Consider the following 15551-nt stretch of genomic DNA (forward strand, 5'->3'; position numbering starts at 1 on the left):
ACCCCTACGGTCGATCCGCGGCGTTCAGACGTGCGGGAGGGTCCATGGACACCGATGTGGTCAGTGCGGCCTCGGCCTCGGCCCGGTTGACCGTGCGGCCGAGTGCGCCGAATTCGTGCAGGTCGCCGAAGACCTCGAGGCGGATGGAGGCGTCGATGCCACCGGCGTGCACCGGATCGAAACCGGCGGCCGAAATCAGCTGGGCCACTACCTTTCCCGCCGCCTCGTCATCGGTGGCGTAGAAGGCCACCGCGAGTTCGGGTGTCCGGTGCGCGGCGGTGTCGAGGGATTCGGCCGACAGGGTACCGAACGCCTTGACCAGACGGGTGCCGGCGGGCAGCAGGGCCGCCAGCAGCTGGCCGGAGGATTCGTCCGCGCCGATGGTCTTGACGAAGCCGCCCTGCCCGTCCGGTGCGATGGGGTTGGACGGGTCGACGATGATCTTGCCGCGCAGTCGATCACCGTAGGTGGCGACGAGTTCGCGGATGGTATCGAACCAGACGGCCAGGATCAGGATTTCGGCCCGTTCGACGGCCTCGTCGACGGTGACGGCGGTGGCGTACGCACCCAACTCCAGTGCCTGCGAACAGGTTTCATCCAGCTCTCGCCCGGCGAGCAGAATATCCACCCCGCCCTCGGTGAGATGGGAGGCGAGGCGGCGGCCGATATTGCCGGTGCCGATGATGGCGATGGTCACGGATGTTCTCCTTCGGTGGGTTATCGAATGCGGCGGCGGCGCGCCGCCGCATAGATGGCGGATCGATCGGCGGCGAGCTGATCGCGCGGGGCGGTCATACCGGTGGGCAGTCGCAGCGGATCGAAATCCAGGTCGTGGTCGTCGATGATGTGGTCCAGGCGTAATCGGCCGAGCCGGATCAGCCGCGGCGGATCCGCCCACAGCGCGGTCGGATCGTGCACCGCGTCCCCGTCCGCCGGCAGCCGCGCGTACAGCCCGAAATGGGCCGGGAGCCGTCGCGCGAGATCCCGAGCCAGGTAGTCGGCCGGAAAGTGGCCCGCGGCAATGGGATCCAGTCCGGCCAGGCCCACCTCGGGATGCCATTCCAGCCGCGCCCAGGTCTGCCTGCCGTCGTGGGCGCGGAAGCCGAACGCGTGAATCGCGTGGTACCGCTGCGAGACATAGCTGGCGGGTGCGAGCCCGGAGCCCGCCGCCAGCGCGGCAGCGGCCTCCGGATGCCGTTCGGTGAACTCGGCCATCGCACCCGGTATCGGTTCTCCGGTAACGGGATCGGGTGCGATCGCGGCGAAGAACTCGAGCATGTCCGCGCCATTGCGCACGAAGAACACCGGCAGCGTGAACGCGGTCAGATCCGCGACCGGCGCCCCGGGCGGTGCGAATCGCACCGAGAGTCCCTGATCGCCGGTGTGCGCGTCATGGCCGTGCGCATCACCGCGGGTACCCGAGAAGCGCCCGACCACCGGTACCGGCCCGCCCGCGAATATCGCGGCCGAGGTCAGTTCGGCGGCGGTGTCCTCGGCCTGGAAGCTGCCCGTCACCGCCGTGCCGCGACTGTGCAGCAGCCGCGTATGCGGTTCGGCGGGCAGCAATTCGGACATGCGTTCGGCCGATTCCGCTGCGGTGAGCTCATTGTCAATGGTCATGGTGAAGTACTTCGTTCGCCGGATGGGGGTGCGGGGCGAGCCAGCCGCGCAGCAGGCCGCTGACGGCCGGGAGCGCCGCGAAGGTCATGAGCACGCTGAACAGCACGGTGAAAACCAAGGTGCGCAACACCAGTGGCGCACCGGCCAGCAGCGGACCCAGTACGGCATTGCCGAGCAGTGAGATCGGGAAGATCGCCAGGCCCGAGGCCACCGCCTGTTTCCAGCGCGGCGGTCGCGGGCAGGCACAGGTGCTGATCATCCCCGGGGCGCGGGGTGGACCATATGCTTGATCTCCTGGAACTCGCCGAGCCCGCGCAGCCCGTTGAGGCGGCCCATACCGCTCTGTTTGAACCCGCCCTCCTCGAACTGATCGACCACGACCGCCCAGGTATTGGTCCACACCGTCCCGGCCTGGAGTTCCCGCCCGACCCGCAGCGGCCGGTCCACATCGCGGGTCCAAATGCTCGCGGCGAGACCGTATTCCGTGGCATTGGCGCGTTCGATGGCCTCGGCCTCATCGTCGAAGCGCTCGAAGGTGGCGACCGGCCCGAACACCTCGTGCTGCACGATGGGCGAGTTCAGATCGGCCACTTCGATCAGGCTGGGGTGGTAGTAGGCGTCGGGACCGGTGGTCAGCAATCCGCCGCGTTCCACGATGGTGGCGTAGTCGGCGGCCTCGGCGACCGTGCGATCCACCCGCTCGGCATTGGCGCGATCGATCATCGGGCCCATCTCGCTGGCCGGATCGTCACCGGGACCGACCCGCACCGCCGCAAGGGATTTCGCCATCCGATCGCGCAACTCGTCCGCGATACCGCGCTGGGCCAGAATGCGACTGCCGGTCATGCAGAACTGCCCGGTGAAGGTGGTGATCGCCTTGGTGAGCACCGGGACGACGACATCGAGATCGGCATCGTCGAACACCAGCATCGGGCTTTTGCCGCCCAGTTCCAGTGACAGCGGCTTGAGCGTATCGGCGGCATTGCGCATGATGATTCGCCCGACCATGGTGCTACCGGTGTAACTGACGACATCGACCTCGGACGAGGAAACCAGCAGCGGCGCACCGTCATTGCCGGATTCGGTGAAACAGTTCATCACACCGGCGGGCAGCGATTCGGTGGCCGCGATGATCTCGTACAGCAGGCCGTTGACCAGCCCGGTCTGACCGGGCAGCTTCATCGCGACCGTGCAGCCCGCCGCCAGCGCCGGTGCGAAGGACCGCACCGCCAGCACCACCGGCGAATTCCATGGCGCGATCACCCCGGCGACGCCGGCGGCCTCGGTGAGCGTCATGGAGTACAGGCCGGGCTTGACCTCGGCGGCGCGCCCCGATTCGGCCAGTGCCAGCGCACCGTAGTAGCGCAGCTTGGGAATGCTGAGATCCACCTCGAAGGCGGCCTCCGCCAGGATCTTTCCATTCTCCCGGGCCAGCAGGGCGACGAGTTCATCGCGGCGTTCGGCCATCCGGTCGGCCATCTCGAACAGGGCACGGGCGCGCAATTCCCGGTCCCGGGACCAGGTTCCGGTGCGGAAGGCGCGGCGCGCGGCGGTGATCGCGGCCTGTGCCTCGGCCGCACCGCCTTCGGCGAAGGTTCCTACCGGCTGTCCCGTCGCGGGGCTGTACGAGGTGCCGGTAGCGGTGCCCTCGTGCCAGGCTCCGTCGATCCAGTTGCGGGCGTGCGGAAGTCGATCGTTAGTCACTGATTCTCCTGAATAAGGTTGCTGGGCAAGTGATTACAGCTGTGCGGCGATATGTTCGGCGGCCATGATCACGGTGGCGTTGGTGGCCGCCGAGACCGCGTCGGGGAGGATGGACGCGTCCACCACGCGCAGATTCCGCACCCCGCGCACCCCGCCCAGGCGATCCACCACCGCGTCCGGGTCATCGGCTCCGCCCATCGGCGCGGTGGAGCTCGGGTGGTGGTAGGTGTCGAGGGTGGCCAGCATCGCGGCCTCCACCTCGGTGTCGCTGAGAGCCGTTGCACCCGGGGCCATTTCGTGATCGATGAGATCGGACAGCGGTGCGGTGGCCCCGATCCGGCGGCTCAGTGCGATGCCCTCGAGCAGGCGCTTGCGATCGGCGGGTTCGGCCAGGAAGTTCAGGTCGATGCGCGGCGCGTCCAGGGGATCGCGGCTGCGCAGGGTCAGCGAGCCACGCGAATGCGGCCGGGTCAGGGCGACCGCCAGCACGAACGCCGCACCGGTCGGACTCAGGCTCTGATCGATCAGGTGGGTGGCGGTGATGTGCAGATCCAATTCACCCGCGGCCGCATCCGAACTCGCGGTCCAGACCTTGGCCCCGATGACCGGATGCGCGCCGCCGATCCGATCGGGATGGGCGGCATAGGCGTTGTAGTAGAACGGGTGGTCATAGAGCGTGCGCCCGACCGGAAGATCGGCGACGATCGGGATATCCAGTGCGGCAAGGTCTTCGGCCGGACCGATACCGGATCGCAGCAGGATGGCGGCGGAACCGTAGGCGCCCGCGCTCAGAATCACCTCACCGGCAAGCAGTTCGGAGCCGTCGGCCAGCAGTACTCCTCGCGCCCGCGCGGCGTCGCCCTGTTCGAACAGCACGCGATCCACGAGCGTATCCGCCCGGATCTCCAGTTTCGGCCGGGCGCGCACGGCATCGGTGAGATACGCCATGCCGGTATTGACCCGCACCCCGTCCACCACATTCATGGCGTACGGCGCGACGCCGTAGGGCTGCGGACCATTGAAATCCTCGGTCGCCGGAATGCCGATCGCGAGCGCGGCATCGACGAAAGCCCTTTGCATATCGCTCAATTCGGCACGATCGAGCTGATGCACCGGCAGCGGTCCGCCGCGCCCGTGCCAGTGCTCGTCACCCGCGTCGGTGCGTTCGAGCGCGCGGAAGCTGGGCAGCACCTCCTCGAATGACCAACCCGTCAGGCCGCGTGCGGCCCAGCGGTCGAAATCCGCGGGCAGGGCGCGGGCCACGACCGACCCATTGACGGCGGAACTGCCGCCGAGCACCTTGCCCCGGTACGCCTGCACCGGATGGCCGATGACGCCGGGCTCGGAGGCGTAACCCCAATCGTGTCCGGTGTATCCGCCCAGAATGTCGCTGGCGGCAACAGATTCCGGATACGCCGTCGCGGGGTACGCGGGTCCGGCCTCCAGCAGCAGTACCCGGCGCTCCGGATTCTCGCTGAGCCGGGCGGCGAGTACCGCACCGGCGGAACCGCCACCGACAATGAGGATGTCGGGGGAGTGAGACATGGCTGTCCTTTCGGGAATGTCAGGGTGTGAGAACGGCTTTGACGGTTTTCCCGGCGCGCACGTCCGCGACGGCGCTGTTGATCTGCTCCAGCGGATAGGTGCGGACCATGCGGCCGATCGGGAATCGGCCGGCCTGGAAGAGGTTGAGCAGGCGCGGGATCAGCACCGCCGGGGCCTGATGACCCATCACCGATCCGGTGACGGTGCGGCCCTCGAGCAGTTCGAAGACATTGGCACGCATAACCGCATCAGGCGCGGTCACACCGCCATCAGGGCACTGAGCCCGACCGCCCCCGCACCCAGGCGTCATAGTCGGCGGCGATACCGCGCACATAGATCATGCCGTTGAAGGCGCTGCTGCCGCCGAGCGTCCTACCGCGCGGCCAGGGCAGCCGTCGCCCGTCGGCATGGGTCTGCGGTTCGGTGCTGAAGCCCCAATCCACCGCACTGCCCCACAGTTCGATCGACCGGACCGGATCGTGGATGGACGGATTCGTATCGGCCGGACCGGCTTCCAGCAGCAGTACCCGGTGACCGGCGTCGACCAGCCGCCGGGCCAGCACCACACCCGCTGAACCGGCGCCGACGACGATGTAGTCGTGGTTCATCGACCGAAGTCCTTCTCGTTTCGCGAACGCGCCGGAAACCCGGCGCCGGGCAAACCATGTTCTCGGTCACTGAAAATGCTCTGGATGGATTCAGAACGGCCAGGTCAGCGGAATACGCGCTGGTTCGGTGCGCGGGCGGGCGGCGGAACCGGTCATGCGACTGACTACGCTGTGCGAGTTCGAGGAGCGGCAGCTACGCGGAGGAAGGAAGCCCCCGGCCGGGTGCAAGGCGCAAGACAATGGCGACAATTCGCATCAACCTGCTCAACGGTGTCGAGGTGCTCCGCGACGATCAACCCGTGCCCTCTGGTCCGCCGCAGCGCTGTGCGCTGCTGGCCGCACTGGCCCTGCGCCGCGGGCGCTGGGTGCCCGCGACCGTACTGCTCGACGGCCTCTACGACGGCGATGTCCCCGCCAGCGGCACCGGCCTGATCCAAACCCACATCTCCGCCCTGCGCCGCGTCCTCGAACCCGACCGCGCACCCCGCGCCGAACCGCGAGTGCTGGTGTCCGGACATGGCGGGTACCAACTGCGGATCACCGATGACCAGGTCGACGCCGGAATCTTCGACGCCCTGGTCGCACGGGCGGAACACGCTCGCGCCCAAGGGGATTGGCATACCGCCGACCAGTTCTACACCCGCGCGCTACCGCTGTGTTCGGGCGAACCCCTGGCCGGACTGCCCGGCCCGGCGGCATCCGCTCAGCGCGCGGTGCTCGGCGAGCGCTACCTCTCCGCCCTGGAGGAAAGCCTCTTCGTAGCCTCCATGCTCGGCCGTACCGACCGGGTCCTGGACCGCCTGCGCCCCCTGGTCGGCGAACACCCGCTCCGCGAACGCGCCGCCGAACTCCTCATGCGCGCCCTGGTCCGCCAGGGCCGCCGCTCCGAAGCCCTGGAGGTCTACACCCGCACCCGCCGCGCCCTGATCGACACCCTCGGCGTCGAACCGGGCAATGACCTTCGCGCCCTGCAAACCAGCATCCTTGCCGGACAACCGATCCCGAGCCCCATCCGCCATCCGTCGTCGCCGGACATCTTTCCTTCCAACTCCGATGCGATTGATTCGCTGGAATCCCTGGCGCTGGAATCCTCGGCGCTGGAAATCATTCGACTGGAAGGACTGGGAGTTCCCGAGATCGCGATGCTGGCCGAGCGTGTGTTCGGAAGCGCCGCCGACGGGTTCGCACCCGATATCCATCGGGCCACCGGCGGCTCTCCGATACTCGTCAGCGCACTGCTGAAAGACCTGGCCCTACTGGATGATCCGCCGTGCGTTCCGGAGTATCTCGCGAACGGAAACTATGCGCGTGCGATTCGCCGGCAACTCGATCAGCTCGCACCGGATACGGCCCGAGCGCTCCGCGCGATCGCGGTGCTCCACGAGTACAACGCCCCGCCGGAGGTGGTGGCCGCCGCCTGCGGCCAGTCCGACAGCGAATTCCGGGACAGCTGCGCCACACTGATGGCTCACGGCATCACGGCTCCGCCTCAGCCGCGCCACGGCACCGCGGTGGACGAGGCCGAGGGGTATCCGGGGTACGACTCGGCTCGTATTTCGGCCTCGGCGGTCGGTGTGCATCTGCGGCCGGTCGGCGGCGGCGCGGCTCATCCGACGCCCGTATCCGGTGGTGCACCGGAGCTGTCTCGACTGCGGCATGCGTTGCCCGCCAATACCTTGCGCCGATTGTGCACACGCGAAGAGGTGCAGGGCATGCTGGTGACAGCGGCGTGGCGTGCGCTGGAGGTGACCGGGGACAGTCGGGTGGCGGCGCGGTATCTGCGGGAGTTGACGGGGGAGCGGTGGGCGGAGTGGGTGCCCACGCTGGTGGACGCGGGGGCGGAAGCTGTTCGGGCGCTCGAGCTTCCGGAGGCGATCGGGTATCTCGAAGTGGCGCAGCGGGTATGCGCGCCGGAACAGCGGGATGAGATCGGAGTACGGCTCGGGCTGGTGAAGCAGTGGACCGATCCCGTGGCGGCGCGGGCGTACTTCGAGCGGGCGCTGGTGGGGCAGCGGGCCGCGAAAGTCGCTCCGACTGCACTCATTCCGCTCGCGTGGACGCTGGTCACCTCGGGTCAGGCGCAGGATGCCGAGGCACTACTGGACGAGGTGATCACCGAGACCGCCGGTCATGATCCCGAGGCCGCGCGGACGCTACGGGCCTCGCGGTGGATGGTCACCGGGCTGACCTCGCGGGCCTGGAACGCGTACCTCGCGCGCACCCGCTCGGAAGCCGCGCCCGATGCGGTGACCGAGGCCGTGCGCGCGATCGGTGACCTGGTGGCCGTGCGTATTTCTGCGCATGAGGCGCGATCCCGCTTCGAAGCCGCGGCGGGTGGGACGACGGGGGAATACCTCCCGCCCGAGCTGCTCGGCATCCAGGCCCATATCGCGCTGTGGACCGATGAGCTGACCCGCGCCGGTCAGCTCACCGGTCAGGGCGATGACAGGTACTTCGGCATGCTCGACACCTATCGGCTCATGCTGCACACCGAAGTGCTGCTGCGCCAGGCCCGTTACGCCGAGGCCGCGCGGACCTGCGCACTGGTGGCCGTGCCCGCTTCCGCGTCGGTGCGGCGTCCGGCCGGGCTGGTCGCCCTCTACGCCGCGGCGCTGCTCGGAGCCGGGCGCATCGAGGAGGCCGACCGCTGGCTCGAACCCGCCCGCATCCACGCCAATTCCGAGTCCTGGGAATGGATTACGGTCACCTACGTGCGCGCCATGCTGTGCGCCGCGCAGGGCCGCTCCCGCGAGGCCGCCGGTCATTTCCTGGACTGTGGTCGCCGTCTGGCCGCCTGGCAGCAGCACAATCCCTCCCACCTACCCTGGCGCAGTTCGGCCGCCCTGCAACTCAGTGCGCTGGGCGAGCTGGACCGGGCCCGCCGCCTGGCCGCCGAGGAACTCGAACTGGCGATCCGCCTGAACACCCCGGTCGCGCTCGGCCGGGCCTGGCGCGCGGTGGCCCTGGCCGCGGCGGACCACACCACATCCGAATCGCTCTGTCGCGCGGTCGCATATCTCGAATGCGGCGAGTCCGTCCCGGAGCTGCTCGCGGCCCTGATCGATCTCGCCGATACCCACGCGGCCACGGGTCGCACGGCACTCGCGCGAACCACCTTCCGGCGAGCCCGCGCGCTGGCAGACTCCCGCGCGGTGCGAGTCGTGCTGGCACTGATCGATCAACGCCTGTCCGCTCTGCCGTCATTCGCTCCTGCGGGGTCCGGGCGACACGACCGGTCCCGCCCGGATGACTCGATTCTCGAGCCGGCCGGTTCCGCATGATGTTCGCGCCCCGCACTCGCGGGCGGGTTCGGTTCACGGCGAGGGTAACCCTCGCCGGGAGGCGACCCGGGTTCTAGCGTCGAGGGAATGGGTGATTCGCGGCGGCTGTTGAAAACGGTTACGGGAGTTAGCGGTTCGGTGGATGTGTATGCCGCCGCGCTGGATCCGGAACGATCGACGCTGGAGTCGTCGATCGAGATCGCGAAACTGGCGGAGGCCAATGGCTTCGATGCGCTGTTCGCGGCGGATCTGCTGAGTTTCGGTGCGCAGGGAGCGATCGGTGCGCAGGAGCCATTGATCTTCCTCGCCGCGTTGAGCGCGGTCACCGAGCATGTGGGGTTGATCGCCACGGTGACCACTACCTTCCACCATCCCTATAACCTGGCGCGGTTGTTCGGCACTCTCGATCACGTCAGCAATGGGCGCGCGGCCTGGAACGCGGTCACCTCCTCACTGGGCGAAGAGAACTACAGCTCGGGCGACCTCCCGAGTCCTGAGGATCGGTACCGCCGCGCGGGTGAGTCCCTGGAAATCGTCAACGCGCTGTTTGACAGCTGGCGGCCGGGCGCGCTGACCCCGGACGGGCACGGCGGCGCGGTGCTGAACGCGGATCTGGTCGAGCCGATCGACCACGCGGGCGAATTCTTCACCGTGCGTGGGCCATTGAATATCCCGCCGCTTCCGCAGCGGCGTCCGGTGCAATTCCAGGCCGGGCAGTCCGAGGCAGGCGTCGAACTGGGTGCGCGCTTCGCCGAGGTCGTCTTCACCTCACTGCCCACCCTCGAGGACGCCGTCACCTACACCAAGAAGATCCGTTCGCGCGCTGCGGAATTGGGCCGGGCCGACGGATTGCCGCTGATCATGAGTTCGTTCCACGCCACCTACGGCGCTTCCGAAGACGAGGTGCGGCGGCTGGTGCGCGAGCGCGATGAGGCCACCGATTTCGACTCGGGACGGCTCGCACTTGCCGATATGCTCGGCGGCGGCGTCGACCTGTCCGAGCTGCCCCTGGATAAGCCCATCCCCGAAGACCTGCTGCCCGATGCGCGCTCGGTGCACCGCCGCCGCGGCCGGGTGGAGATATTCAACAACTTCGCGCGCTCGGGAAAGACCTTGCGCGAGTTGATCATCGCCGCCAAGGACACCGGCCACTGGGCCGCCGCGGGCACCCCCGAACAGCTCGCCGATGTCATCGCCGAGCGCTATGACGCGGGCGTGCTCGATGTCATCTCGCTCGGTGGTCTGGCCGATCCGCGCACCCGCGACTTCCTGCTGAACGGCCTGCTGCCCGAACTCCGCCGTCGCGGCATCGTCGGAACCGGTTACACCGGAACGACTTTCCGCGAGAACCTGGAACTGCCGCCGCTACCGAACTGATCGGCTACTCGGCCGCGCCCGCACCGGGCGCGGCCCGCAATCCGTCGACGGTTACCGCGATGAGCCGCTCGGCCGCATCGGGCGTGGTCTCGCAGGCGATGCCGATTCCGTGCCCGAGCCGGACCAGATCGCGCGGTTCGATATCCGCGCGCACCGCGCCCGCCTGCTGAGCCGCCTCGAGCAGTGCGTTCGCCGCGTCATTGATCGCGGACCGGCACAGCGTGAAAGTCGGTGAATTGTGGTCCATTCCGGCCTTGAGCGTGGTCGCCAGACTGCGATTGGCCATTACCCACTGCACCTGTTCGCGCAGCCAGTATTCGAAAGCCGTCGCGCCCGAATGTTCTTCGAGTAGGTCATAGGCGCGTCCGCTCAACTGCTCGATATTGGACCGGTAGACGGCCTCGATGAGCGCTTCGCGATTGGGGAAGTGCCGGTACAGCGTCCCGATGCCGACGCCGGTGCGCCGCGCGATCTCCTCCAGCGCCACCTCGGGTCCGAGTTCGGCGAAGGCCTCCCGGGCGACCGTCAGAATGCGCTCGTAATTGCGGCGTGCGTCGGCGCGCATCGGCTTCTCCGTCGGCGGTGCTCCCACGAACCCTCCACTAGAAAACGGATGGACCCTCCGGATACACTTGCGCAAGTGGAGGGCTCCTCCATATGATAGCTCTATCGGAAACGGAGGGTGCCTCCGTTTGAATCCGAGTCATATCTTCCTTTCGATGGAGCGATCCTTGTCGACCACCCTTTCTTCGAATGCTGCCGTCGCGGGCACTCGAGCTCCCGCACCCGATCGAGGCCGGATTCGTTCCGGCATCCTGCTCGCCACCCTGCTGACCTGCCAATTGATGATCGTCCTGGACATCACCGTGATGAATGTGGCGCTGCCCCGCATTCAAGCCGATCTGCATTTCAGCGCGACCGGCCTGTCCTGGGTGATGAACGCGTACACCCTGGTCTTCGGCGGATTACTGCTGCTCGGCGGCCGAGCCGGTGACCTCTTCGGTCGCCGCAACCTCTTCATCGCCGGGGCGGCCCTATTCACCCTGGCCTCGCTCGCGGGCGGCCTCGCGCCCTCGGCCACCTGGCTGCTCATCGCACGAGTGGTGCAGGGGATCGGCGCGGCCATGGCCGGACCCAGCACCCTCGCACTCCTGACCACCACCTTCTCCGATCCCAAGGCCCGAATTCGGGTGCTGGCCTTGTTCTCCGGCATGTCCAGCGCGGGTTTCGCGATCGGCCTGATCGTGGGCGGTCTGCTCACCGAATGGCTCAGCTGGCGCTCGGTGCTGTTCATCAATGTGCCGTTCGGGCTGGCGGTCGTGGTGCTCGCACTGCGCTATCTGCCCCGCGCGCAACGGCAACCGGCGCATCTGGATCTGCCCGGTGCGATCACCGCGACCGGCGGTGTGGCCGCGCTGGTGTACGGCTTCATCAATGCCGCCGCGCACGGCTGGGGTAAACCCGAGACCGATATCTCGCTGGCGGCGGGCGTACTGCTCCTCGCGGCCTTCCTGGTGATCGAATCACGCACCGCGCAACCGCTGTTGCCGCTGCGGCTGTTCGCCGATCGCAATCGGGCCGCCGCCTACGCGAGCATGTTCCTCGCGCCCATGGCGGGTATGTCGATGTTCTTCTTCCTAACCCAATTCCTCCAGGACGTGCTCGGATTGAGTGCGCTGGCAACGGGTTTCGCCTTCCTGCCGACCGCCCTGCTGATGTTCACCATGATTCGCATGATTCCGCGCCTGCTACCGCGCTTCGGCCCGAAGCCGCTGACCATGATCGGCACCGCGTCGATGGTCACCGGCCTGCTGCTGCTCACCCGCCTGACCGAGCACAGTGGTTACTTCCCGGTACTGTTCGCGGCCATGCTCCTGATGGGATGCGGTATCGGACTGGCGGTTTCACCGCTGAACGTGATCATCATGTCGAATGTCGAACCGCATGAGGCCGGTGCGGCGGGCGGCGCGTTGCAGACATTGCAGCAGACGGGCGCGTCGCTGGGTCTGGCGATCCTGGTGACCGTCTTCGGCACCGCCTCGCGCGGTGCGGGCGGTACCGCACAGCATGCCCTGGTCAGCGGTATGACCACGGCGTTTGCCGCTGCGGCGGGAATTGCCGCGCTGACCTTCGCCGTGGCCCTCACCTATCGGAACCTGAGCACATCGAAGTGAAAATCGATGCACGACACACGCGGAAGGAGATTGCTTCCCGGGTGGATCGCTGATCTCTGCAAGGATGTCGAGCTGGACTGTTCTTTGGCAGCTGCTTCGCCGGATACCACCGTAGGGGGCGGCGAGGCAGCCGAGGATCCGGAGGCTTCTCTGTGGATGTCCGAAAATCAGCGCAAGACCACCGCACTCTGATAGACGTGCTGTCGGCGCGAGTCCTCGAGACTCCGCGCCGACTCGCGTATACCTTCGCGGGTCATCGCGCTGACTCGGAAAGCGTTGATTACGGCCAGCTCTGGGACCGGGTGTCCGGATTGTCCAGGCTGGTGCGCGAAGTGACCGCACCCGGCGACCGAGTGGTGCTATTGTGCCCGCCCGGAAAGGATTTCGCCTGCGCGTTCTTCGCCTGCCTAGCGACCGGCCGCATCGCCGTGGCCGTACACCTACCGACCTCGGCGCAGCAGTTCTCGACGCTGGCGGAGATCATTCGGGACAGCGGCGCGGTGGCGGCCATCGTGCCGCTCTCGGTCATCCCGGTCACCAGCGAGCAGCTCGGCGCGGGCATCACGATCATCGACAGTGATTCGGCCGGACCGGGATTCGATATCGCGGCGGGCCTGCAAGCGCCCCCCGCACCGGATGACATCGCCTTCCTGCAGTACACCTCCGGTTCGACCGGTGCGCCCAAGGGTGTGGCGGTGCTGCACCGGAACCTGATGGACAATCTGGGGCTGCTCGCCTCCAGATATCAACTGGCACACGACACCTCGATCGTCTCCTGGCTGCCCCCATTTCATGATATGGGGCTGATTCAGGGTCTGCTGCTGCCCATGTACGGCGGATTCCCGAGCACGCTCATGTCGCCCATGACCTTCCTGCGCGATCCGCTCACCTGGTTGCGGGCGATATCGAGTAATTCGAATGTCACCGCGGGCGGGCCGAATCTGGCCTACGGCCTGTGCGTGAAACGGGTATCCCCGGCCGATGCCGCGCAATTGGATCTGAGCGCCTGGCGGATCGCCTTCGTCGGCGCGGAGCCGATCGATCCGAATATCCTGCGCCGCTTCGCGGAACTGTTCGAGGTCAGCGGTTTTCGCCCGGAGAGCTTCGCCCCGATGTACGGTCTGGCCGAATCCACGCTGTTCGTCAGCGGCGGGGCGGTCGGTGCCGGTGCGCGCTCGCGCCGCTTCGCGGTGGCCGAACTGGAGCGCGGCGCCGCCGTCGAGGATGCCGAGGGCCGGGAACTGCCGAGTCTGGGTGCGGCCGAACCGGATTCGATCGCCATCGTCGATCCGGACACCCGGTTGCGCTGTGCCGAGGGCACCATCGGTGAGATCTGGTTGCGCGGTCCCAGTGTCGCCGCCGGATACTGGCATAAGCCGGTCGAGACCGAACGCGTCTTCCATGCCCGGATCGCCGATGACGGCGGTCCGGAGTTCCTGCGCACCGGCGATCTCGGATTCGTCTGCGCCGGAGAGCTTTACGTATCCGGCCGGATCAAGGAATTGATGATCGTGCACGGCCGCAATATCTTTCCGCAGGATATCGAGCGCACCATCGTCACCACTCATCCGGCCCTGCGGCCGGGTGGCTGTGCGGTCTTCACGGCCGAGATCGGTGATGAGGACCGGGTGATGGTGGTGCAGGAGCTGGCTGATCTACTCGAGCCGGACAACGCCGAGGCGCTGGCGGGTTCGATTCGGGAGATCGTCAGCCGGGTGCACGCGGTCAGCGTGCACCGGGTTGTTTTCGTCGGCAAGGGCGAAGTGCCCAAGACGACCAGCGGAAAGGTACAGCGCCAACGTTTGCGTGAGCATTACTCAGGTTCGACGACTTTCCAGGAGAGTGCGTTATGAGTGAATCGGCAACCCCCACGGCCGTGCTCGACTATTTCGTGGGATGGGCAGCGGCGAAGCTCGGCAGGGATTCGGTGGATCCCGACGCGCCGCTGACCGCGCTGGGTCTGGATTCGGTACACGCGGCGGAATTGATGACGATTCTGGAGGATCGCTACCGGACGGAAATCACCGCCGAGGATATTTTCGACGGTCTGACCATGGCGGACGTGGCGCGGCGCGTGGAAGCGCAGCACAGCGGTGCCGCCCGTGGATAGTCCGAAATTCAGTCTGCTGTTCTTCTCCAGTGACGCTCAGCAGAGTGGCGGACGGCGCTATCAATTGTTGCTGGACAGCGCCCGTTTCGCCGATGCGCACGGCTTCGAGGCCGTGTGGATTCCGGAGCGGCATTTCCACTCCTTCGGTGGGCTGTATCCGAATCCGGCGGTGCTCGGCGCGGCGCTCGCCGCCAGCACCGAGCAGGTCCGCATTCGCGCGGGCAGTGTGGTGCTGCCGCTGCACAATCCGGTGCGGGTGGCCGAGGATTGGTCGGTCGTGGACAACCTGTCCGGCGGCCGCGTCGATCTGGCCTTCGCCACCGGCTGGAATGTGGACGATTTCGTTCTCGCCGGGCATAACTACCGGGATCGGGTCGAGGTCACCCGGGCGGGCATGGATACCGTGCGCCGCCTGTGGTGCGGTGAATCGGTCACCCTGCCCAATGGCGTCGGCGAAGACCGCGCGGTGCGGATCTTTCCGACGCCCGTGCAGTCCGAGCTACCGGTCTGGCTCACCTGTAGCGGCGGTATCGAACGCTTCGAAATGGCCGGTGCGCTCGGGGTGAACATCCTGACCGCGCTGCTGTTCCAGGAAGTCGACGAACTGGCGGACAAGCTGGCCGCGTATCGAAAGGCGCGGGCGCGCAACGGGCACGGTATCGAAGCGGGCACCGTCACCGTCATGTTGCACACCTTCGTCGGGCCGGATGAGGCACAGGTGCGCAAGACCGTCGCGGCTCCGTTCAAGCGCTATCTCGAGGATTCCGTCGATCTGTGGCGGCGCGGCTCGGACGCATTGGACAGCCTGGACGAGCGGACGCGGGCCAAGGTATTGGATTTCGCGTTCGAGCGGTACTACCGCAATAACGGCCTGTTCGGCACACCGGAATCCACCCTGCCGATGGTTACGCGCCTGCGTGAGATCGGCGTCGATGAGATCGCCTGCCTGATCGACTTCGGCATTCCGGATACCGATGTGCTATCCGGTTTGGAATCGCTTGCCGCGCTGCTGGACTCGCGGGTTACCCAGTCGCAGGGGTGAGCAGGTTGGTGCACCCTGGTTCAGGGTGCACCAACTCGCCGGGCTCGCCCGGCCGAGCCGGGGCAATCGTGTTGTGTCGCGCATCGGGTC

The 15551-nt window shown here is 67.3% G+C and carries 14 protein-coding genes; 6 read left to right on the top strand and 8 right to left on the bottom strand.

Annotated elements, in window-relative coordinates; all coding sequences use genetic code 11:
* Positions 1–4 precede the first annotated feature (4 nt).
* From AB0L82_RS06735 to AB0L82_RS06765, 7 genes are read right to left on the bottom strand one after another with little or no spacing between them, the layout of a single operon-like run.
* Positions 5–697: an NAD(P)-binding domain-containing protein gene (locus AB0L82_RS06735; protein ID WP_364632053.1), complete on the bottom strand. Its 693-nt coding sequence runs from the start codon at positions 695–697 to the stop codon at positions 5–7.
* A gap of 20 nt (positions 698–717) precedes the next feature.
* Positions 718–1620, bottom strand: coding sequence for a catalase (locus AB0L82_RS06740; protein ID WP_364632055.1), 903 nt, complete (start codon positions 1618–1620; stop codon positions 718–720).
* On the bottom strand, positions 1610–1879 hold the full coding sequence (locus AB0L82_RS06745) for a hypothetical protein (RefSeq protein WP_364632058.1): 270 nt from the start codon (positions 1877–1879) through the stop codon (positions 1610–1612). Before AB0L82_RS06745 ends, AB0L82_RS06740 begins: the two co-directional genes overlap by 11 nt.
* On the bottom strand, positions 1876–3324 hold the full coding sequence (locus tag AB0L82_RS06750) for an aldehyde dehydrogenase family protein (protein WP_364632061.1): 1449 nt from the start codon (positions 3322–3324) through the stop codon (positions 1876–1878). Before AB0L82_RS06750 ends, AB0L82_RS06745 begins: the two co-directional genes overlap by 4 nt.
* A 33-nt stretch (positions 3325–3357) precedes the next feature.
* The gene (locus AB0L82_RS06755) at positions 3358–4869 is read right to left on the bottom strand and encodes a GMC oxidoreductase (RefSeq protein ID WP_364632064.1); all 1512 of its coding nucleotides are present in this window, start codon (positions 4867–4869) and stop codon (positions 3358–3360) included.
* A gap of 19 nt (positions 4870–4888) precedes the next feature.
* Entirely contained in the window at positions 4889–5131 is a 243-nt protein-coding gene (locus AB0L82_RS06760; RefSeq protein WP_364632067.1) for a hypothetical protein, read from the bottom strand.
* Between the two features lie 7 nt (positions 5132–5138).
* Complete coding sequence (locus AB0L82_RS06765) at positions 5139–5477, bottom strand: GMC family oxidoreductase N-terminal domain-containing protein (protein ID WP_364632070.1); 339 nt, start codon at positions 5475–5477, stop codon at positions 5139–5141.
* Between the two features lie 239 nt (positions 5478–5716).
* Between AB0L82_RS06765 and AB0L82_RS06770 the strand changes: the two genes are divergently transcribed.
* The gene (locus AB0L82_RS06770; protein WP_364632073.1) at positions 5717–8758 is read left to right on the top strand and encodes a BTAD domain-containing putative transcriptional regulator; all 3042 of its coding nucleotides are present in this window, start codon (positions 5717–5719) and stop codon (positions 8756–8758) included.
* A gap of 87 nt (positions 8759–8845) precedes the next feature.
* Positions 8846–10135: an NtaA/DmoA family FMN-dependent monooxygenase gene (locus AB0L82_RS06775; RefSeq protein WP_364632076.1), complete on the top strand. Its 1290-nt coding sequence runs from the start codon at positions 8846–8848 to the stop codon at positions 10133–10135.
* A gap of 4 nt (positions 10136–10139) precedes the next feature.
* Here AB0L82_RS06775 and AB0L82_RS06780 read toward each other — a convergent pair whose 3' ends face one another.
* Positions 10140–10700 (bottom strand): helix-turn-helix domain-containing protein, encoded by a 561-nt coding sequence (locus AB0L82_RS06780; RefSeq protein WP_364632079.1) that lies wholly within the window; start codon positions 10698–10700, stop codon positions 10140–10142.
* Between the two features lie 154 nt (positions 10701–10854).
* On the opposite strand from AB0L82_RS06780, the gene AB0L82_RS06785 reads away from it, so the two are divergent.
* The 4 genes from AB0L82_RS06785 (at position 10855) to AB0L82_RS06800 (ending at position 15461) form a co-directional block, all read left to right on the top strand.
* Positions 10855–12309: an MFS transporter gene (locus tag AB0L82_RS06785; protein ID WP_364632082.1), complete on the top strand. Its 1455-nt coding sequence runs from the start codon at positions 10855–10857 to the stop codon at positions 12307–12309.
* 197 nt (positions 12310–12506) lie between these two features.
* Entirely contained in the window at positions 12507–14162 is a 1656-nt protein-coding gene (locus AB0L82_RS06790) for a fatty acyl-AMP ligase (protein WP_364632086.1), read from the top strand.
* A complete protein-coding gene (locus tag AB0L82_RS06795) occupies positions 14159–14419 on the top strand; it encodes an acyl carrier protein (protein ID WP_364632088.1) in 261 nt (86 codons plus the stop codon). Before AB0L82_RS06790 ends, AB0L82_RS06795 begins: the two co-directional genes overlap by 4 nt.
* Positions 14412–15461 (top strand): MupA/Atu3671 family FMN-dependent luciferase-like monooxygenase, encoded by a 1050-nt coding sequence (locus tag AB0L82_RS06800; RefSeq protein ID WP_364632091.1) that lies wholly within the window; start codon positions 14412–14414, stop codon positions 15459–15461. Before AB0L82_RS06795 ends, AB0L82_RS06800 begins: the two co-directional genes overlap by 8 nt.
* The last annotated feature ends 90 nt before the right edge of the window (positions 15462–15551 follow it).

The organism is Nocardia sp. NPDC052001 (assembly GCF_040680615.1).
Lineage (GTDB): Bacteria > Actinomycetota > Actinomycetes > Mycobacteriales > Mycobacteriaceae > Nocardia.